Consider the following 20,653-nt stretch of genomic DNA (forward strand, 5'->3'; position numbering starts at 1 on the left):
AGTTATTACCCTCGCAGCTCTGCTTCATGCTGCTCTTTAACAGCTGCAAGAATCTGGTTGTGCGCTTCCTCTACTTCCTGATCTTTCAGCGTACGAAGCGGGTCCATGTATAGGAGACGGAAAGCTAGAGATTTCTTGCCTTCTTCCAAGTGTTCCCCTTGATACACGTCAAACACCTGTACATCTTTAACGAGAGGAGCCCCTGCTTCTGTAATCGTTGATGCAATCGCACCCGCTGTCACGTTTTCATCAACCACAAGAGCGATGTCGCGTGAAACAGAAGGATGACGCGGAATAGCCTGGAATGTTTCTTCTTTTTCATACTGACGGAAGAGCTCTTCCAGATTCACATCGAATACATACGTTTCTTTTAGACCAAATTCCTTTTGTACTTTTGGATGAACCTGCCCGACAAATCCTACTGTTTTCCCAGCAGAGCGGATGACAGCTGTCCGGCCCGGGTGCATAGAAGGCAGTTTTGCTTTTTCATAAGAGAATGACAAACCAAGCTGCTCACTAAGACCTTCAACTACTCCCTTAACGACAAAGAAATCAACAGCCTTCTTATCCTGCTGCCACAGGTGATTTGTCCATTTTCCTGTCATGGCACCAGATGCACGTAAGACCTCTTCCGGCTGTTTTGTCACTTCCTGCTCTTCGCTGATGAAGACTGTTCCGACTTCATAATAAGCTAAGTCTTCCTGTTTACGAGCGACATTGTAGGAGAGAGATTCGAGTAATTCAGGCAGCATACTTAATCGTAAATAAGCATGATCCTCACTCATCGGCATAGCTAGACCAACTGGACTTACTGCCTGCTCTTGGACTTCCGGACTTACAAGCAACGCTGTCTTATCTTTATGAGTCAGTGAATAAGTAATCGTTTCATGAAGTCCTGCACCTTCAAAGTATGCTTTCACTCTGCGCTTTAATTGCTGGGGTAGTGTAAGACCACCAGCCTGGGAGGCTCCTTCAGGAAGCGTGAAAGGTAGGTTATCGTATCCGTAAATACGCGCCACTTCTTCCAACATATCTTCGAAAATTGTAATATCCCCTCTGCGCGTCGGGATAGACACTACAAACTCCTCACCATTTTGCTCATACGAGAACTGAAGACGACGGAAAATATCAGCCATCTGGTCATTTGTAATCTCCGTACCCAGACGATCATTAATGATACTCGTCTTAACAGTCACTTGCTTTTCTGAACGATCCAGCTCATCATGGGCAACCACACCATCCAGCACTACACCATTAGCATATTGCTGGAGGAGTTCACATGCTCGTTTTCCAGCGCGCTCGACACGGTTAGGATCGACCCCTTTTTCAAAGCGGGTACTCGATTCGCTGCGCAAACCATGGTCTTTAGAGGCTTCGCGGACAACAGCAGGGCTGAAATAAGCAGCTTCCAGGATAATGGTAGTTGTATCATCCTGCACCTCGGATTCAGCTCCACCCATCACACCAGCAATAGCATGAGGCTCTTTTCCATTAGTAATCACAAGATGCTCCGGCTTCAATTTACGCTCCTGGTCGTCCAGAGTCACCATCGTTTCTCCTTCTTCAGCCCGGCGGGTCACAATGGTGCTCGAGCCGAAGCGATCATAGTCAAAGGCATGTAGCGGCTGGCCATACTCCATTAAAACATAGTTTGTAATATCCACCACATTATTAATCGGACGCACGCCCGCAGCTGTCAGACGATTACGAATCCATAACGGGGAAGGACCCACTTCAATATTTTTTATAACAAAAGCTCCATAGTAAGGGTTTGCTTCGGAATCTTCCACCTGTACTGAAATGTAATCGGACGCTTTCTCATCAGCTGACTCCACTTGTTCTTTTGCAAGCGTATAGGTTCCATCAATAGCAGCTGCGACTTCATAAGCCACACCCGCCATGCTCATTGCATCCGAACGGTTAGGTGTTAAACCAAGTTCAATGATTAAATCATCAAGGTTAAGGAGAGAAACCGCATTGGCTCCTACCTCTACATCCTCAGGGAAGACAAAAATTCCGTCTGCAAACTCCTTAGGCACGTCTTTTTCATCAATACCGAGCTCTTGAAGGGAACAAATCATTCCGTGGGACTCTTCGCCTCTTAATTTCGTTTTTTTAATTTTAAAATTGCCGGGAAGGACAGCGCCCGGGGTAGCTACAGCTACTTTTTGTCCTTGGGCTACGTTTGGAGCGCCACAAACGATCTGCAGGGTTTCTGTTCCTACATCCACTTGACACAAATTGAGTTTGTCGGCATTTGGATGCTGTTCACAGGATTTTACGTACCCGACTACAACACCTTTAATGTCTTCTGCTACCGGCTCAACACTCTCCACTTCAATTCCGGTTTTTGTAATGATTTCTGCCAGTTCATCCGGTGAATAATTACTGACATCGATATATTCTTGCAACCAATTTAATGATACGAGCATGATTCCATTCCTCCCTTATGCCTTATGGTATTGTTCTAAGAATCGGATATCGTTTGTATAGAAGTGACGGATGTCATCAACCCCATACTTCAACATGGCAATTCGTTCTGGTCCCATACCGAAAGCGAATCCTGAATACTCTTTAGAGTCATATCCAGCCATCTCCAACACGTTCGGGTGAACCATTCCGCCCCCAAGAATTTCAATCCAGCCTGTACCTTTACAGACAGAGCAGCCTTCCCCGCCGCAGACTTTACATGAGATATCCATTTCTACAGACGGTTCTGTGAATGGGAAGAAGCTTGGACGCAGGCGGATTTCACGCTCCGCTCCAAACATCTGCTTAGCAAAAGCGTTCAATACACCTTTCAAATCACTCATTCGAACATGTTTATCAACAAGCAGTCCTTCGATCTGTGTAAATTGATGAGAGTGTGTCGCGTCATCTGTGTCACGTCGGTATACCTTACCAGGGCAGATCATTTTAACTGGCTCACTGCCATTCTTTGCTCCCATAGTGCGCGCCTGTACCGGCGACGTATGCGTACGCATGAGCAGCTCTTCTGTTACATAAAAGGAATCCTGCATATCGCGCGCCGGGTGACCTTTAGGAAGATTTAACGCTTCAAAGTTATAGTAGTCTGTTTCAACCTCAGGGCCTTCCTTAATTTCAAATCCCATCCCAATAAACAGATCTTCAATCTCTTCTACAATGCTCGTCAGTAAGTGTGGTCCTCCAACTTGAACCGGACGTGCAGGCAGAGTGACGTCAATGCTTTCCTCTTCTAATTGTTTTTCCAAGGCTGCATCTTCGAGAGCCGTCTGTTTCGTTTCGATCGCTTCCGCAATGTTCTCACGTACATCATTGGCTAACTGACCGATGACCGGGCGTTCTTCTTTAGAGAGCTTCCCCATACCTCGAAGGACTTCTGTGATTGGTCCTTTTTTCCCTAAGTATTCGACTCTGACATCTTTTAAGCTTTGGATAGAATCTGCTTGTTCAACTTTTTGTAAAGCTTCCTGCTTTAACTGTTCTAAACGTTCCTTCATTCCATAACTCCTCCTTCAATATGAAAATAAAAAAAGCCCCCTCCCTAAAAAAAGGGACGAGACTTGTATGGTCGTTTCGCGGTACCACCCTTGTTGACACACTTCATGTGCCCACTTCGATACAATAACGGATTTGGCATCCGGGCCAATGCATGGCCAGCTCCAGAGTGAATCTTCAATAAATGTAACGTTAGAGGCACTTCCAGTCTAAGGTGCTTCTTCCCTGCAACGATTCCCATTTATTTACTATGCTCTTTCTCAGCTTTTTATAGATATAATTACTTCAACTGAATACATTATAGTCAAAGAAACCTTTGGATGCAACCTCAGCTTTTTAAATGATACATTAAAACAGCACCTGCAATTGCCACATTCAAGGATTCTGCCTGCCCGTAAATGGGAATGTACACCTGCTTATCTGCTTGACGGACGATGTGCTGCTGTATACCCTGGCCTTCATTGCCAACAATTATAGCCGATTTCCCGGTTGGCTGCAGTTGTTGAAAGGGGTGAGCATCTTCCAGTGTAGAAGCCCAGATTTCTGTCCCTGCTTCTTTTAACGGCTGAATGTATTCCTCTAGATCACCAGCAAAAATTGGGATATGAAATATAGATCCCTGGGTAGCTCGCAGCACCTTATCATTATAAGCATCAACCGAACCCGTGCCCAGGATAACCTGATCAAACCCTGCAGCATCTGCTGTTCGGATGAGTGTGCCTACATTTCCTGGATCTTGAACGGCATCGATCATGAGAGTAAGTGCCTTCGGTTCAAACCCCCTGTTTTCTTTACCTACAACAGCAGCAATTCCCTGCGGCGTTTCTGTTTCTGCAATCGCCGTAAAAACCTGCGGGCTGACAAGAGTATAAGGAATGCCTTCAGGAAGTGGGAATTCTGTCCCCTCACGGATGATTAATTCCTTTACTTCCCAACTGCTTTTCAATACTTCTTCAACCATATGAAAACCTTCCACTAAAAACTGCGCGGATTGGTTTCTATATTTTCGTTTATGTAGCTTTTTCCATTCCTTTACTTTCGCGTTCTGTAAGGAAGTTAACATAGTTCGTCCCTCATTTACGTGTTTATTTCTCATTCATCATACATACGCAAGGCATGGTTGGTCAAACTAATGGTGAATATTTTTCGCAAGTTGATAAAAAGGAGGTTGAGTCAGATGAATTTAAACTTAAGAGCAGCAATCCTTTCCAATGTTAGCGGCCATAACGCTGAACAGCTGGAAGCAACGATTGACGATGCCCTGCAAAAAGGCGAGGAAAAGATGCTTCCTGGTTTAGGTGTCTTTTTTGAAATGTTATGGAAAGAATCCGATGATCAAGAAAAACAAGAGATTCTTGATACTTTAGAGCAAAGCTTAAAACAAAACCAATAAGCAGGAATAAAGCTAAAAAAGCCAACCCGGACAGGTTGGCTTTTCATCTTATTGGAATGTAATTTCCTGTACTTTGTCTGCATCCAGTCCTTTAATAACCTCAACGATTAATCGGACAGCATTCTCAAAATCATCTCTATGAAGCATAGCTGCATGAGAGTGGATATAACGCGTTGCAATTGTAATAGATAGAGCTGGTACGCCGTCATGGCTCAGGTGAATAGCCCCTGAATCCGTTCCTCCGCCAGCAAGAGAAGAGAACTGATAAGGAATCTCATGCTCATCTGCTGTATCCGTTACAAAGTCACGCACTCCCTTATGAGAAATCATAGAAGCATCGTAAAGGATAATTTGAGGGCCGTCTCCCATTTTGCTGTCTGCATCTTTATCAGACACACCAGGAGTATCTCCTGCAATACCAACATCTACTCCGAAGGCAATGTCCGGATTAATTAAGTTCGCAGATGTACGCGCTCCCCGCAGACCAACTTCTTCTTGAACTGTACCTACACCGTAAACAATATTCGGATGCTTCTCACCTTTCAACTGCTTCAGTACTTCAATAGCGATGGCACAGCCAATACGGTTATCCCATGCTTTTGCCAAAAGCATTTTCTCATTCTTCATTTGAGTGAATTCAAAGTATGGAACAACAGAATCACCAGGCTTCACGCCAAATTCCATCGCTTCTTCTCTGCTGGAAGCTCCGATATCTATAAACATATCTTTAATATCGATGGCTTTTTTGCGTTGTTCTGGAGGGAGAATATGTGGCGGCTTAGAACCAATAACCCCGGTAAGGTCTCCATTACGTGTCATAATCGTGACACGCTGCGCTAACATAACCTGGCTCCACCATCCGCCAACTGTCTGGAAATAGATATAACCGTTGTCATCGATTCTTGTCACCATAAAACCGACTTCATCCAGGTGACCTGCCACCATGATGCTCGGTCCCTTTTTATTACCAATCTTTTTAGCGATTAAACTTCCAAGATTATCTGTAAATACTTCATCTGCATAAGGAGTGATGTATTGTTTCATAACTTCACGTGCTTCCCTTTCATTACCCGGGACACCTTTTGCGTCAGTCAGATCTTTCAACATTTTTAACGTTTCATCTGTTTTAGCCATATGTATCATTTCCTCCTTTAACTATCCAGTGATATTATAACCGTTTTCAAACGATTTCACAAAAATTGCGAACCTTGCGTTATTAATAACCCTGGTCCTGTCTCTCAAAATTAATCCTGTTTTTATTTTCATACGCTTGTCTCAATTCATCCTCTGTAATTCCAAGTGATAATCCAAGATTTAGATAAGCAGAAAACATCTGGTTATAAGAAGGCGCATCTTGCTGCAACCGGAATCTTTCTACCGCCTCATACACTTTTAGAAAGCTTTCTGTTTGTTCAAAATCTCCCTTATTGTGACTTTGAGAAACAAAACGAAGATCTAAATCCAATCCTATTGAAAGCAGGAAATGAACACCATCTACAAACTCCTCGAGAATGACAGCCTTGTCACTAGGTCCCTTTGTACTCCAAAATTTAAAGCACCTTGTTTCATTCGCCAGTTCTCCCAATTCTACGAGAAGAGCCAGTATCTTCTCTTGTACCTTTTCACCTTTATACAGCTTGTGCTGGTTTTCAATATATTCATCTAAGCGACCCTGCATGGTATATAAAGATTCCCACAACATAACTCTGATCCCTCCCAAAAATAATCTATCCTAATGTATCATTTTGTGAAACAAATGGACAGGTTCAATCGTATGTAGCTTATGAACCTTAAATAGGGAGACGATACAAATGATTATTTACTTATTCCGTTTACTATTATTAATCGCCATTGCTTTTATTATTTACACAGCCTATAAATTTATTGTCAATCCTAAAAGGAAATTAGAGTTAGCCAGAGACCGTCAGGAATTTTATTTCCATGATAACAAAGAGAATACCAAAGAAAACTTCCTCATTACTTACAAAGGACATGTATTTGAAGGGGAAAAATATCTCGGGACAACCGAAGATGCTTTCGAAGTAGTGACCATCAACGTCAGCGCCCACAATCCCGAAAGGCTTCAAGGGCTGGACCGGGAAGATATTTACTTTATGGAAAAAGAGATCCTTATCCGTTATCCCTATGCGTCTATCGAATGGAAGTATCCAGTAAACAGGCTGATCATCCACCCCCTAAAAGGAAAGCACGATTAAAAAAATCCTTTCTGCTCCCGGCAGAAAGGATTTTTCTTATGCGCTGGTTTGAAAAAATTCACGCCACACTAAAACCTCGTATTTCTTTCTAATCATGTAGCATAAAGCAATGAGCCCACCAGAAAAAGCAAGCATCATAGGAATCGAAAGTAAGGTAATCCATTGGCCGACAGATGTATAAATAATAGCAAGTGGAAAATTGGCCATTAAAGAAGACTTCGCATACTCTTTAAAATCAGCACTAATCTCTAAAAGGCAGTACGATAATAGATGAAAGTGTATAAACGGCACTAAGCGTAATACAGCCACTTGTCTAACTGTTAAATTGGACTGCCTTTTGAGCCACTTTTCTTTAATGGTTTTTAATTTTTTCAAGCCTGACGGAACGAGTCGTATCGTGCGGTAAAACAATAAACTGGATAACATTGTACCAATGACCGAATAAGCAGTGCCGGCAATTGGACCAAACAGGACGCCCCCGGTGATGCATACAAGCATAACGGGCAGAAATAAAAAAGGTCTAAGTAAGTGAATACCTATGAATAAGAGCGGTGCCCAGGCTTCTTGTTGTTCTAACCATGCAAAAACTGCTGTTGGTGTATCGCCCACTTCATCCCCTCCCTGTCTACATTTTATGACAGGGGTGTTATAGGTAGAACCTGGTGACTAAGATGAAAAGCCCCGCGAGCTGAAGAAAAGCCAGAAAAGGAAAACCTGCTTTAAAAGCTGTGTGCTTCGTTTTATGACGGTAATTCTTCATTCCAAGCGTTCCTCCCAGAGCACCACCCAGGAAAGCCAACACCCATAAATTCTTTTCTTTAATCCGCCACGATCCCCTTTCAGCTCTCTTTTTATCCCTTCCCATCTGGACGTATAGAAGGGTATTCATCAATAAATAATAGAAAAGTACAAATAACTCTGCCCCCATACATATCCTCCTAAAAAAAGAGAGTCATTTCCTACCGAACGGAAATGACTCTCTTTTTATTGTTATAATTTATTTAAGAGCAGATTTAGCTTGCTCTGCCAAGCTTGCGAAACCTTGTGCATCGTTTACAGCAAGATCAGCCAGCATCTTACGGTTTACTTCGATACCCGCAAGTTTAAGACCGTGCATTAGACGGCTGTAAGAAATGTCGTTTAAACGCGCTGCAGCGTTAATACGAGCGATCCAAAGCTTACGGAAGTCGCGTTTTTTCTGACGACGGTCACGGTAAGCATACTGACCTGATTTCATTACTTGTTGTTTAGCTGTTTTGAATAGTGCGTGTTTTGAACCATAATAACCTTTTGCTAGTTTAAGGACACGGTTACGACGTTTACGTGTCACTGTTCCACCTTTTACTCGTGGCATGGTAATCCCTCCTATTTATGTCGTTCTATATTAGTCTTTTGGAAGCATATGCTTGATGCGGCGGTAGTCTCCAGCAGAAACTAGTGCCTCTTTACGCAATTTACGCTTTTGTTTTGTAGATTTGTTAGCGAACAAGTGGCTTGTGAATGCGTGAGAACGTTTCACTTTACCTGTTCCAGTCTTTTTGAAGCGTTTTTGAGAACCTTTATGGGTTTTCATTTTTGGCATGTGAATTTCCTCCTTTTACTTGATACGGTTACTTACTTCTCGCTAAGAGGAGCAAGCATTAAGAACATACTACGACCTTCCATTTTAGGCTTGGTCTCAACTTGGGCAATGTCTTTGCACTCTTCTGCCATACGCTCAAGTACTTTTTGTCCAAGTTCTTTGTGAGTGATCGCACGACCGCGGAAACGGACAGATGCTTTCACTTTGTCACCTTTAGACAAGAACTTACGTGCATTACGAAGTTTTGTATTAAAGTCATGATCTTCAATCCCAGGGCTGAGACGAACTTCTTTGACTTTGATGACGGTTTGTTTCTTACGAGCTTCTTTTTCTTTCTTCTGCTGCTCGAAACGATACTTTCCGTAGTCCATCACTCGGCAAACCGGAGGCTTCGCATTTGGCGCCACCATAACAAGATCAAGATTTGCATTTGCTGCAATATCTAATGCTTCATTACGTGATTTAACTCCAAGCTGCTCACCATTTACGTCGATCAGACGAACTTCACGGGCACGGATTTTTTCATTAACGTTCATGTTATCCTTGCTAATATCGAGCCACCTCCAACAAATTTTAGAAAACTTATATGAGATCTGTCATCGACAAGATTTCCTAATGCAAATAAAAAAAGTGTCGGTACATATTGCACCCACACGTCTCCTAAAAATATCAAAGGAATAGTGACCTGCCAACTGCATTTATGCGTCGATCAGGTGAGAAGCGGGTGCTCCTACTTGTCTCTAGATCCGTTCATTCAGTTACCTAAATTATAATAGCATGCCTAATGATTCATGTCAACAACCAGATATCGTCGCCATGACTACTTTACTTAATATAAGGGAAACAGCTTGAAAAATCAAGGGATAATTCAAGCTGAGACGACCTTTCAAGAAAATGAAATTCTTTTAAAACCTGGATCTGTTAAAGATCAGTGTTTTTATTTTATATTAGGTTCGTTCAAGAAAAGGACAGGATTGTTGAAGATTTGAATTGGAGAGAATGTTTCCGTCAGCTTTAGTTGACTGTATGGTAGTGCGGAAACCACCCGCTTTCCTGTGGGGAGCTTCCGAGCCTCCTCGGTCCAGCAAATGAAGTGACCTCATAAGTTCAACAATCCCACCGCCCCAAAAAATGAACATGCCGCAGCTCCTAATCTTTCATATAATCAACCACAGACTCTAACAGAGTCAGAAAAATTAAATCTGGGATAAAGAAGTTTTTATGTAATAAACAAAAAAGATATGCCATGTTGCATTTAAAAAAACTGCAGACCCAGGAGGTCTGCAGTTTTCATTATTTATTTCCTTAGAAGTTTCTGATCGATTTCGTTGCGGATTTCTTCTTTAAATGTTTGTAGAGGCTTAGTCTCTGAATTCTGCTCTCCGTAACGACGAACATTTACTGCGTTTTCTTCAATTTCACGATCTCCCACCACGAGCTGGAATGGGATCTTTTGCATTTGGGCTTCACGGATTTTATAACCGATCTTCTCATTACGCTCATCCACTTCTACACGTACACCTGCTTCGCGAAGTTCATCTTCCAGCTTCTTGGCATGGTCTAAGTGTACATCTGCGGATACCGGAATGATTTTCGCCTGTACAGGTGCGAGCCATGTAGGGAATACGCCTTTGTATTCTTCAATCAGGAAGGCAACGAAACGTTCCATTGTCGATACCACACCACGGTGGATAACAACCGGACGGTGATCGCCTCCATCTTCTCCTACATACGTTAGATCAAAACGTTCTGGAAGATGGAAGTCAAGCTGGACTGTTGATAACGTTTCATCTTTACCAAGCGCTGTCTTAACCTGAACGTCTAGTTTCGGACCGTAAAACGCAGCTTCCCCTTCTGCTTCCACGTATTCTAATTTCATATCTTCCATTGTTTCTTTAAGCATTGCCTGTGCTTTATTCCACATTTCATCGTTATCGACGTATTTTTCTTTGTCCTCCGGGTCTCTATAGGACAAACGGAAGTAATAATCATTGATACCGAAATCACGATAGACTTCCTGAACAAGACGAACCACACGCTTGAATTCATCTTTTAATTGATCCGGCCGTGCAAAAATGTGGGCATCATTCAGTGTCATCGCACGCACACGCTGCAACCCTGCGAGGGCACCGGACATTTCATAGCGGTGCATCGTACCAAGCTCAGCAATACGAACTGGTAAGTTACGATAGCTGTGAAGCTGGTTCTTATAAACCATCATATGGTGGGGACAGTTCATTGGTCTTAGAACAAGATCTTCGTTATCCATTTCCATTGTCGGGAACATATCATCTTGATAATGATCCCAGTGACCACTCGTCTTATAAAGATCTACACTTCCAAGGACAGGCGTATACACGTGATCATAGCCTAGACGCTCTTCCGTATCTACAATATAACGTTCAATTGTACGACGAATTGTGGCGCCTTTAGGCAGCCACATCGGCAGTCCTTGACCAACTTTTTGATTGACGGTAAAAATGTCCAGTTCTTTCCCTAATTTACGATGGTCACGTTCCTTGGCTTCTTCAAGCATCGTTAAGTATTCATCAAGATGTACTTTTTTCTCAAAGGCTGTACCATAAATACGCTGCAGCATTTGATTGTCACTGTCACCGCGCCAGTAGGCTCCGGATATGCTAAGCAGTTTAAATACTTTAATTTTACTTGTCTGAGGAACATGGACACCGCGGCAAAGGTCAAAGAATTCGCCCTGCTTGTAGATCGTTACTTGTTCACCTTCCGGAATAGCTTCGATCAGCTCAAGTTTCAGATGATCTCCTACTTCTTTATACTTTTCGATCGCTTCTTCGCGGGAAAGTTCGATACGCTCGATTTCCAAGTTTTCATCAACAATCTTCTGCATTTCTTTTTCTATTTTCGGAAGATCTTCAGGCGTTAGGGATTCCTTCATATCAATGTCATAATAAAATCCGTTCTCAATTACTGGACCTACACCTAATTTCACATCACCATACAGACGTTTAATGGCTTGAGCCATTAAGTGTGCGGATGAATGACGTACAATTTCAAGACCTTCAGGATTTTTATAAGTCAGTATTTCAATTTCTCCATCCTGCTCAATTGGTCGTCTTAAATCGTAAGGTTCTCCATCCAATTTAATGGCAAGGGCCTGCTTCTTCAAACCCGGTGAAATGGACTGAGCGATCTCTTCGCCTGTCGTACCCTGTTCAAACTCCTTTATGTTACCGTCTGGAAATTTGATTTGTATCGCATTCGCCATGATAATACACTCCTTTTCTAAATATATAAAAAAGCGCCCGTCCCTCAGCTAAAAGCTAAGGGACGAGCGCTTATCACTCGTGGTTCCACCCAAATTCCCGCACAGATCAATATCTGAAAGCGGCTCTTTCTCCTTAACGCGGATCAAACGCTGCCTATTACTATAAATGGTTCACAGACAGAGCTCCAAGGTGGTAAACGATAAGCCGTCAATAGGGAGTTTCCAGCCGCTGCCTCCCGTCTCTGGTCTTGCGTCACTTTCCGTTCGTGTCCTTTTCAAAGCCGTTGTATTAATATGTACGTATTATATCCATTTACGAAAAGGAAATCAAGGGGGATTAAAATGGAAATTGCCGTTTTGGTCTCCAGGAAGCTTTTTCCTCAAAAATCCGCATCAACAGATCAAGGTCGGAATCCTCTGATTGATCTGAGTAAATGATCAGTTCATCCGGCGCAAGAACCAATGCTGTTGTAACAGGCCATTCAAGAGGGAGATCAGCTATAGAAGGATCAGGATACTGCTTCATGTAGAGCTTGATTTCTGATTCACTAATTGGATTTCCTTCATAATGAAAATAGAACAGACCATTATCGTCCACTAAATGAAGCAGCTGAACCCCCGTATCTTTATAATGAACTCTATGCCTCCAGGAATCCACTAACATTTGATAGGACTCTTCCTGTTTGTATTCATCAATTACTCTGCCCGTGTATTCAATGAGAAAATCATAAACATTCTCGAGACATAATGCGCTTAACTCATCAAATACCACTACATTCTTGATAAGTAGATAATCTTGAATATAGGATCGTAAGTACTGATAGATTGGCGGCAGGCGGATGCCTCTCGGTGGTTTCTCCTCAAACTCTTGTCCAATTTCAAGAATACGCTGGATTTCCTCTGCATCTTCAAAGTGGTATCCAAACTTAAGAATCCCTTCCATCCAACCAAGCATCTTCCGCTTCCGAATTAATTGTATAAAAGCTCGGACCGACTCCACATAGGCTGTTTCGTTACAGGACGCATTCATCAGTTTCACTTGAAAGTGATCTGTACATTCTTGAAGTATCCATAGTTCCTGCTCAGAAACTATGGCCTTATAAAATATTTCCGCATCTGAACGCTTAGAAAATTGCATGCATAACACCAGAATTCCCCCTCATCCCGACTTTCATACCATTTCTATACTCAATGCCTACGATAAGTTAGGCGCTCAAAAAAGCGTAAGTTAAATCACAAACATAACTCAGTCTTTTCTTTCTTATAGTTATGATAAAAGAAGGGAAATCATGTCATCTACATCCTTTTTTCAAAAGGTTCAACCTCTTCGGTTTTTTCCGTTCACAAATACACCATCACTTAATTGTCGAATACGCTCTGTTATTCTTTTGGCTTTCACCTGTTCTACATCCCCGCGATTACTGGTCATTAATACTTTCTCTAATTCACTCAAAGAATAGTTTGAGGTAAAGAAAACCGGCAGACGTTCCATCATCCGATAATGAAGGATGCTTCCCAGCACTTCATCGCGGAACCATGCGGATTGAGATTCTGCTCCAATATCATCCAGCATCAGTACGGGTACTTCTTTAAAAGCATCCACCTTATCATTCAGAGAATCATCTTTAATAGAAGCTTTCATTTCGCGAACAAACTCGGGCATATAAATGACCATCGAGGGGATGTTTTTACTGCTCAATTCGTTAGCAATCGCACCCAGGAAATACGTTTTCCCAACACCAAAAGGACCGTGGAAATAAAGACCTTTGCCCGGCAGTTCATCCCCGAGGCTTTCAATATAGTTAACCGTCTTCTCCACAGCGCTTCCCCGTTCAGGATCTTGAAGGTCCATCCTCTCAAGAGATGCCTCCAAAATTTCTCTTGGCATATGCAGACTCCTGACTAGAGACTTCTGTTCTTCATGTTGCTCATGTTTTCTTTGTCGGCGGCATTTGTCATAAACGAGCTTCACATCAGCCCCGTCTACTTCCAAATGTGGTACATATCCAGGGAGGATATTAATACACTCTTCTCTAGTCGGGCACTTCTCGCAATTTTTAGACTGGGTTCGATATTCATACAGCTTAATCAATTGTCTCTCAATAGCTTCTTCATTCAACTCATCATTTTCCTTGATAAGCTTTTGAACTTCTGAAGACTGCATGACTTCTTCCTTCATGTGGTTCATCCGCTGTTGAAATTGTTTGTTATTCTTCATCCATTTTTTTAGAGATTTTTGGATAGGCTCCATGGTTTTCACCATCCCTTATTTTCAATTTCCTTTATTTGTGAGCCTCTTTATACGTGCGGCTATATCTTCTGTGTTCACTTCCACCTCAGAGGAAGCTGTTTCTTTTTGGGCAGGGGTCTCCTGCTTATTAAACCATACCGGGATAACTTCATCCCGCTGCCCCCCGCGTTTTTGTGATTTCTGCTTACCCCATTGCTGGTACTTTTGATGTTCGGCCTTGGCAAGATTCATCGCTTGACGTACTGTCGTCACGTTCTTCCTCGCCCAATGACTTGCAATTTTCTCCAGGTACGGCTTGGAAAGTTTCATATCTGTTTTCAGCAAAACATAATGAACGAGAACATTCATAACTCCCGGGGACATCCCCTGTTCCGTCATCACATCCCGTATGAGCTTCAAATCCTGTTCTGAAGCATGATTTCCCTGCGAAACATCTTCTAACAATTCTCTTGGGGAAATTTGTTCCAACATATTAATAAACTGATCTTCCTTACTGCCTGCAGAAGTCGATGCATCTGATTTCACTTTTTCCCGGTGATCAATACTCGCTCCAGATGCAGGAGATGATTTTTGTTCTTTAAGGAAGTCATGACATGCTGCCTTCAGCTCTTCTTCCACTAAATTATGATTTTCATCTATAGCCCAGGTAACCGCCTTTTCAAGTTCAGTATTCGTGAGATCATACAGAGCAGCCAGCTGGCTGATCAACTTTCTATTTCTACCTGTCAGTATGCGTTCAGTCGGATACATCCGTTTCTTTAAGGCGTGCTGCAGCCACTCAAAGTCGACCCGTCCTGTAAATGTGTGCGGACCACGGGAATCATGCTGAGTTTTTTGCTGAGAAAGAGTCTCCGTCTCTTTTTGAACAGACTCAATCATTTTGCTGTGAAACACTTCATCAAAAGTGGCCGTTACCTCTGTGAAGCCATCCAGAGACCGCTCAGAAGTTAAGAAACGCTTCTTCAGCCGCTCATATTTTTCCGTTCCAAGCTCATGGGTTAATAGCAAAGAAAGCATATCATCAAGGAAAAATTCTTCCGGCGAAAAGGGCGGATATAAAGCATACAAATAGACCACTTGCTGATTTTCATCTATAGATCGGTACGACCTTAACAATCCAATCGCTTCGAGCTTACCTCTGGCTTCATATATTTTATCCAGAGGAGCAGAAAGATAAGACATTAAGGTATGGTGGGTTTGTGTTTGATTTTCTTCAAGCATATCCGATTCGCTGACTAATACATGATACAAAGAAATTGCCAGCCGGCCTACAATCGGTTGATACAGATGGGATAACGAACGATGAAAACTTCTTGGTAATTCCCCGCACCTTAAGATTTGAAACCCATCGACAGGAAAGAGTTTACCAATCGAATGATTCATCGTCTCCACCTCCTTTTTACATAAAACAATTCAATATTCCTGAAAAAGAAAATGAGCCGGTTCAGGCTCATTCATCCTTTTCATGTTTAATTAATTCTTTCAATTCATCTATAAAAACATTAATATCTTTAAATTGACGGTAAACAGATGCGAACCGAACATATGCCACTTCATCAATTTGGGAGAGGCGCTCCATGACCATTTCACCGATATCTTCACTTTGAACTTCTGAAACGCCTCGATTTCTAAGTTCTTTTTCAATATCTAAAGTCACGCCTTCTAACGCCTCAACAGCTACCGGACGCTTTTCACACGCTCTGATCAATCCCCGCATAAGCTTTTCCCGACTAAATTCTTCCCTGGTGCCCTCTTTCTTCACCACGATTAACGGGACTTCTTCTATCCGTTCAAACGTAGTAAATCTAAAGTCACACTGCTCACATTCTCTTCGCCTTCTAATTGACTGACCTTCTTCAATTGGTCTGGAATCAAGAACTTTCGTACTTTTATAGTGGCAATTTGGACACTTCAAGTTTCATCAACTCCACATCGTCTTCTTTTCGACATTGTACTAAGACGGATCCACAGTAGGAAACTGATGATCCAGCTTTTTATAAAGCTGAACAATCAAATTTCGACTGTACCCGAAATCGACAGGTCCCCCGGAGTCTGTCGTGACAGAAAAATCAACGGCCGTTTGAAAAGGACGCACCATGATGATCGTCACTACTATAAAAGCCTTTCTTTTCCCTTTATATTTAACCGTCAGCTCCCCACGCTCTTTAGAGCTTGCCACTACTTCAGAAGGGACTGAAAACAAGCCTTCCACCGCTCGAAAAATTTCGTCATGTCTTGCTTTATAATAGTGTGTGACAAGTGCAGAATCCTTATGCTTTTCACTAGTTTCTGAATGATTGCTGAGATACCTGGAAATAAATGCTTTCACTAACCAAACTCCTTCAGTCTATTCGACATAATCTCTCTACATTTTAACACGAGTTCAAAAAATAAGAAATGGTAACTATTGAAGGCGCGGCTGCAGTGAAAACTTGGTATATCAGAAATGTGAATCTCCTTTTTTTCTTCAGATTCACTCTCTAAATGTATAAAACACCCCTATATTTATAAGAAGAAGCTGCGAAGAACGAATACCTTAATTTAAATGCTTATGATTAAAAAAAGTCATGCAGAAGATCTGCATGACTTTTTTTATAAAAATTATAAAGCGCGGGCCTCTTTCACTTCTACAGGTCCCATTCCTCTTGGTACTTCTACCGTTTCGTTCCTGCCTGCTTCAAGTGCATCTACGATATACAGCGCAGCAACGTTAGGATCAATACGATCTCCACATGTGTATACATCAATACTCGCATACCCGTGCTCTGGGAAACTGTGGATCGTTAAATGTGATTCAGAGATAATGACCACACCACTAACCCCATGAGGAGCAAATTTATGGAAGGCAACTTCTCTCACTTCAGCCCCCGCTTTTAGTGCTGCATCTACAAAAACTTGTTCTATATACGTCATATCGTTCAATTTCGTTTCATTACAATCCCATAATTCTGCAATTACGTGTCTTCCCATTGTATCCATAGTAGGATCCCCCTTTGTACATTAACTTCCTTCCCTCTGAAATAACAGCCATGTACTACCACGGGGGAAAGTTAGTCCTGAGAGGTCCTAACCCTTTGAGTAGACATGAAATTATATGAAATTCAGAAGTTCAAAAGAAAGTATATATGGTTTATCCCCTTTTTGCAAGATTTATTTTATATATCCAAATGGCGTCATTTTCCCTGCATAAGTATGGATACAATTAAATGGCTGAAATTCAAGACACACGTGCAGTCTTTTCCTGCTTCATCAGTTTTCCTACATATTTTGCAAGATCAACGACCCTGCAGGAGTACCCCCACTCATTATCATACCATGCCAATACTTTCACTTTTGTGTTATCAATGACCTGGGTAGACAGACCGTCTATGATAGCAGAGGAAGCTGATGTCGTATAATCGACAGAAACCAAAGGTTCATCACTGTATTCTAAAATACCTTTCATTCCTCCGTCAGCCATCATGGCAAACGCTTGATTCACTTCTTCTGCAGTTACTTCTTTCTTCAAATCGACCACTAAATCCACTAAGGAAACATTGGGCGTCGGAACACGAAGGGCCATGCCATTCAACTTGCCCTTTAAGCTTGGAATGACCTCTCCAAGTGCTTTAGCAGCCCCTGTTGACGTTGGAATAATGGACTGCGTACATCCGCGGGCTCTACGTAAATCCTTATGAGGATTATCTAAATTCTTCTGATCATTTGTAAATGAATGGACAGTAGTCATTAGACCGTTCTCTACACCAAATTCATCTTCCAGCACTTTCACTACTGGAGCCAGACAGTTTGTTGTACAGGATGCGTTTGATATTACATCATGACTGCCCGGAGAATAAGTCTCTTCATTAACTCCCATCACAATGGTTGCGTCTACCTCTTTTCCAGGAGCCGTAATAATCACTTTTTTTGCCCCGGCTTCCATATGCAGGGCAGCCTCTTCTTTCGTTTTGAATTTACCAGTTGCTTCTATGACAATATCAATATCCAGTTCATTCCAGGGGAGTTCCGATGGATTCCTAGTTGAACACAGTTTCACTTTTTTTCCGTTTACAATCAGGCCGTCGGGAGCAACATTGATTTCTCCATCAAATCGGCCGTGAACACTATCAAACTTCAACATATGAGCGATGGTCTCAGCAGGGTAACTCGCATTTACAGCAACCAAATCCATTGATTCATCTAAAATAGCCTGCCTGAATACCATACGTCCAATTCTGCCTAAGCCATTAATGGCGATCTTTGTTTTCCCCATGTTCCAGCCCCCTATATATGTGATATACTTTTGAAACGTTTTCAAGAAATAGTATAACATATTGGAAACGCTTTTAAAGTAAGTTCTATAACTTTACACAAAAAAAATAACACGTCTTTCCAGACGTGTTATTATACGATGCCCCACCTATAAAGTATGTCTCTTAATTGCTTCTTACTTTCTTCTACTGTTCCATTGTTATTAATAACCGCATCAGCCATCTGCGCCTTTTCTTTTATAGGAATCTGGGCATTGATCCTCTCTTCTGCATCTTCCCGCTTTGAATCATCACGTTCCATTAACCGCTCAAGCTGGGTTTGTTCATCCACAAAAACCACCAATGTCTTTTCCACATAATCAGTCAGACTGCTTTCAAACAATAACGGAATGTCTAAAACAACAGCTGGAACGTGCTTACTTTTGTATGATTCCCGCTGCTGTACCATTCCTTCTCTTACACGTGGATGGACGATCTGATTTAACTGGTTTCGCTTTGTCTCATCGGAAAAAATAATTTTCCCGAGTTTTTTGCGGTCAATACTTTTATCTTCTTGAAGAATATCCTGACCAAAAACATCGACAATGTCTTGATAAGCCGGTTTACCTGGTTCTACAACATCTTTTGAGATTTGATCAGCGTCGATGACCGGAATCTCCATATCCTTAAACATCTGTGCAATTGTGCTCTTTCCAGTTGCAATACTTCCTGTTAGTCCGATTACTAAGGTCATCATACACTTCCTTTATGAGAGCTTTATTAAGCCGATGATAATAAGTAAAACACCAGGCAGAATCGAAATACTTTCTGCTTTATTACTTAATTTTGAACCGCTGAGAATTCCTGTGCCAAGCATTAAAAAAGTAGCTGTAGTGATCATGACCGCCGTAGATAAAGCGGGAATTCCTATAAGAGCACCACTTATACCAGCCCCTATTGTATCGAGGGACAAAGCTGTACCTAACAGCCAAACTTCTTTCCCCCGTATTCCCCCTGAACGGTCGACATCAGCCGATACAGGATCATTCAGCACTTTAGTAGGATTAAGCCATGGTTCCTTCCCTTCCCCTTGTCCCCGCTCCTTTTTGAAGAACTGCCACAGGAAATAAACACCGATGGCAATTAAAGCCAGCGCGCCTATTTTTTCCGCCTCTTCTACAGACACAACATGCGCGAGGATGTGACCGAAGTAAGAGGAAATCAGGAAGATGACTCCAGATACGCAGGCAATCAAAACTACCCCGCTTAAAGCTAAACGGACCTTTTTCAGCCCCAGGACACAGCCAATGCCAAAGCTGTCTATACTTACAGCTGTCACAAACAGAAACATAAACATACTAATCCCCATCTATCCCACACCTTTACGTCTTAAGCTGTGGGATAGTATATGGGGATTTACCCATGAGTGTGTAAAGGCTGGCATTGAGGGCAGATATGAGTCCCTCTTCCACTTACCTTCATTTTAGTTATGGGTGTACCACAATTCACGCAGTTTGTATCCTGCTTCCCATAAACAAGGAGTTTCTGCTGGAACATTCCAATCTCTCCCTGGCTGTTTAAATAGGAACGAATCGTCGTCCCACCTTGTTCAATCGCTTCCAGGATGACACGAATACTTGCGTTCCGTATACGTTCGGCTTCTTCTAAAGTTAATGTATTCGCTATTCTCTCCGGGTGAACCCCCGCCCGGAAAAGAGCTTCATCTACGTAGATATTACCAAGACCAGCTACAATAGATTGGTCCAATAAAACGGCTTTCATATTTCTCTTTGTTTTTTTTAGTTTCTGATGAAAATAGTTTAACGTAAAAGCTTCATCAAAAGGGTCCGGTCCTAACTGGATTAAGGGCTTATTGACCGCCTCTTCTCCTTTAGGGAACGCATGCATGGTTCCAAACTTCCGCACATCGTTGTAACGGAGCTCTGTGCCATCTGTGAAATGGAAGATCACATGCGTGTGTGCCGGCTTTTCTTCGTGTGAGTCATAAACCCCAAACTTACCTTCCATTCTTAGATGGGATACAAGAGCAATATCGTCCAATTGAAAAATCAAAAATTTCCCTTTACGGTTAATATCCCTTATGGTCTGTCCTTGAAGCAGGTGTTGAAATTCTTCTGGATCCCTGGGATGTTTGATGATGTTTTCCCAATAAATCGAAACGCTCTTAATTTCTTTTCCAAGCGCTAACTGATGCAAGGTTTTTCTTACGGTCTCTACTTCAGGTAATTCAGGCATTC

At 42.2% G+C, this 20,653-nt stretch carries 23 protein-coding genes and 2 other annotated features; of the genes, 2 read left to right on the plus strand and 21 right to left on the minus strand.

The features are described from left to right. Positions 1-5: 5 nt before the first annotated feature. The 3 genes from pheT to LC036_RS13740 all read right to left on the minus strand — a co-directional run bounded on the left by pheT (position 6) and on the right by LC036_RS13740 (position 4,543). On the minus strand, positions 6-2,432 hold the full coding sequence (gene pheT / locus LC036_RS13730; protein WP_226583575.1) for a phenylalanine--tRNA ligase subunit beta: 2,427 nt from the start codon (positions 2,430-2,432) through the stop codon (positions 6-8). A gap of 15 nt (positions 2,433-2,447) precedes the next feature. Next, positions 2,448-3,482 carry a phenylalanine--tRNA ligase subunit alpha gene (pheS, locus tag LC036_RS13735; RefSeq protein ID WP_226583578.1) on the minus strand — a complete coding sequence of 345 codons (1,035 nt, stop codon included), beginning with the start codon at positions 3,480-3,482 and terminating at the stop codon, positions 2,448-2,450. Positions 3,483-3,531: 49 nt separating this feature from the next. Continuing rightward, positions 3,532-3,751 (minus strand) — a binding site (T-box leader). A gap of 57 nt (positions 3,752-3,808) precedes the next feature. Continuing rightward, positions 3,809-4,543: a TrmH family RNA methyltransferase gene (locus LC036_RS13740; protein WP_226583582.1), complete on the minus strand. Its 735-nt coding sequence runs from the start codon at positions 4,541-4,543 to the stop codon at positions 3,809-3,811. A gap of 114 nt (positions 4,544-4,657) precedes the next feature. On the opposite strand from LC036_RS13740, the gene sspI reads away from it, so the two are divergent. Then, positions 4,658-4,873: a small acid-soluble spore protein SspI gene (gene sspI, locus LC036_RS13745; RefSeq protein WP_226583585.1), complete on the plus strand. Its 216-nt coding sequence runs from the start codon at positions 4,658-4,660 to the stop codon at positions 4,871-4,873. Between the two features lie 48 nt (positions 4,874-4,921). On the opposite strand, the gene LC036_RS13750 is transcribed toward sspI, so the two are convergent. Both LC036_RS13750 and LC036_RS13755 read right to left on the minus strand, forming a co-directional pair. Beyond that, a complete protein-coding gene (locus LC036_RS13750; RefSeq protein WP_226583588.1) occupies positions 4,922-6,007 on the minus strand; it encodes a M42 family metallopeptidase in 1,086 nt (361 codons plus the stop codon). A gap of 82 nt (positions 6,008-6,089) precedes the next feature. Beyond that, a complete protein-coding gene (locus tag LC036_RS13755) occupies positions 6,090-6,575 on the minus strand; it encodes a dUTP diphosphatase (protein ID WP_226583591.1) in 486 nt (161 codons plus the stop codon). A 109-nt stretch (positions 6,576-6,684) separates the two neighbouring features. Between LC036_RS13755 and LC036_RS13760 the strand changes: the two genes are divergently transcribed. After that, entirely contained in the window at positions 6,685-7,089 is a 405-nt protein-coding gene (locus LC036_RS13760) for a sigma-w pathway protein ysdB (RefSeq protein ID WP_226583594.1), read from the plus strand. Between the two features lie 36 nt (positions 7,090-7,125). Here the strand turns inward: LC036_RS13760 and LC036_RS13765 are convergent, their stop codons facing one another. The 16 genes from LC036_RS13765 to mutM all read right to left on the minus strand — a co-directional run bounded on the left by LC036_RS13765 (position 7,126) and on the right by mutM (position 20,651). After that, a complete protein-coding gene (locus LC036_RS13765) occupies positions 7,126-7,698 on the minus strand; it encodes a TVP38/TMEM64 family protein (protein WP_226583597.1) in 573 nt (190 codons plus the stop codon). 37 nt (positions 7,699-7,735) lie between these two features. Then, entirely contained in the window at positions 7,736-8,017 is a 282-nt protein-coding gene (locus LC036_RS13770) for a DUF1294 domain-containing protein (protein ID WP_226583600.1), read from the minus strand. 69 nt (positions 8,018-8,086) lie between these two features. After that, positions 8,087-8,443 (minus strand): 50S ribosomal protein L20, encoded by a 357-nt coding sequence (gene rplT, locus LC036_RS13775; protein ID WP_226583602.1) that lies wholly within the window; start codon positions 8,441-8,443, stop codon positions 8,087-8,089. Between the two features lie 30 nt (positions 8,444-8,473). Further along, entirely contained in the window at positions 8,474-8,671 is a 198-nt protein-coding gene (gene rpmI, locus LC036_RS13780; RefSeq protein WP_027955182.1) for a 50S ribosomal protein L35, read from the minus strand. A 32-nt stretch (positions 8,672-8,703) separates the two neighbouring features. Then, positions 8,704-9,207, minus strand: a complete 504-nt coding sequence (infC, locus tag LC036_RS13785) for a translation initiation factor IF-3 (protein WP_226583605.1) — start codon at positions 9,205-9,207, stop codon at positions 8,704-8,706. 82 nt (positions 9,208-9,289) lie between these two features. Beyond that, positions 9,290-9,413: a sequence feature (ribosomal protein L20 leader region), on the minus strand. Between the two features lie 555 nt (positions 9,414-9,968). After that, complete coding sequence (gene thrS / locus LC036_RS13790; protein ID WP_226583608.1) at positions 9,969-11,915, minus strand: threonine--tRNA ligase; 1,947 nt, start codon at positions 11,913-11,915, stop codon at positions 9,969-9,971. Between the two features lie 337 nt (positions 11,916-12,252). After that, the gene (gene ytxC / locus LC036_RS13795) at positions 12,253-13,053 is read right to left on the minus strand and encodes a putative sporulation protein YtxC (protein ID WP_226583959.1); all 801 of its coding nucleotides are present in this window, start codon (positions 13,051-13,053) and stop codon (positions 12,253-12,255) included. Between the two features lie 180 nt (positions 13,054-13,233). Further along, positions 13,234-14,166, minus strand: a complete 933-nt coding sequence (gene dnaI / locus LC036_RS13800) for a primosomal protein DnaI (RefSeq protein ID WP_226583611.1) — start codon at positions 14,164-14,166, stop codon at positions 13,234-13,236. Positions 14,167-14,187: 21 nt separating this feature from the next. Beyond that, complete coding sequence (locus LC036_RS13805; protein WP_226583613.1) at positions 14,188-15,549, minus strand: replication initiation and membrane attachment family protein; 1,362 nt, start codon at positions 15,547-15,549, stop codon at positions 14,188-14,190. Between the two features lie 67 nt (positions 15,550-15,616). Beyond that, positions 15,617-16,081, minus strand: coding sequence for a transcriptional regulator NrdR (nrdR, locus tag LC036_RS13810; RefSeq protein WP_226583615.1), 465 nt, complete (start codon positions 16,079-16,081; stop codon positions 15,617-15,619). Between the two features lie 39 nt (positions 16,082-16,120). Then, positions 16,121-16,495, minus strand: coding sequence for a cytosolic protein (locus LC036_RS13815; protein ID WP_226583618.1), 375 nt, complete (start codon positions 16,493-16,495; stop codon positions 16,121-16,123). Positions 16,496-16,767: 272 nt separating this feature from the next. Then, entirely contained in the window at positions 16,768-17,145 is a 378-nt protein-coding gene (speD, locus tag LC036_RS13820; RefSeq protein WP_226583621.1) for an adenosylmethionine decarboxylase, read from the minus strand. Positions 17,146-17,383: 238 nt separating this feature from the next. After that, a complete protein-coding gene (locus LC036_RS13825; protein ID WP_226583624.1) occupies positions 17,384-18,418 on the minus strand; it encodes a glyceraldehyde-3-phosphate dehydrogenase in 1,035 nt (344 codons plus the stop codon). 131 nt (positions 18,419-18,549) lie between these two features. Beyond that, positions 18,550-19,152, minus strand: coding sequence for a dephospho-CoA kinase (coaE, locus tag LC036_RS13830; RefSeq protein ID WP_319004471.1), 603 nt, complete (start codon positions 19,150-19,152; stop codon positions 18,550-18,552). A 9-nt stretch (positions 19,153-19,161) separates the two neighbouring features. After that, positions 19,162-19,764, minus strand: coding sequence for a manganese efflux pump (locus LC036_RS13835; protein ID WP_226583629.1), 603 nt, complete (start codon positions 19,762-19,764; stop codon positions 19,162-19,164). 47 nt (positions 19,765-19,811) lie between these two features. Beyond that, on the minus strand, positions 19,812-20,651 hold the full coding sequence (gene mutM / locus LC036_RS13840) for a DNA-formamidopyrimidine glycosylase (RefSeq protein WP_226583634.1): 840 nt from the start codon (positions 20,649-20,651) through the stop codon (positions 19,812-19,814). Between the last annotated feature and the right edge of the window lie 2 nt (positions 20,652-20,653).

The sequence above is a fragment of the Halobacillus litoralis genome (assembly GCF_020524025.1).
GTDB classification, from domain to species: domain Bacteria; phylum Bacillota; class Bacilli; order Bacillales; family Halobacillaceae; genus Halobacillus; species Halobacillus litoralis_D.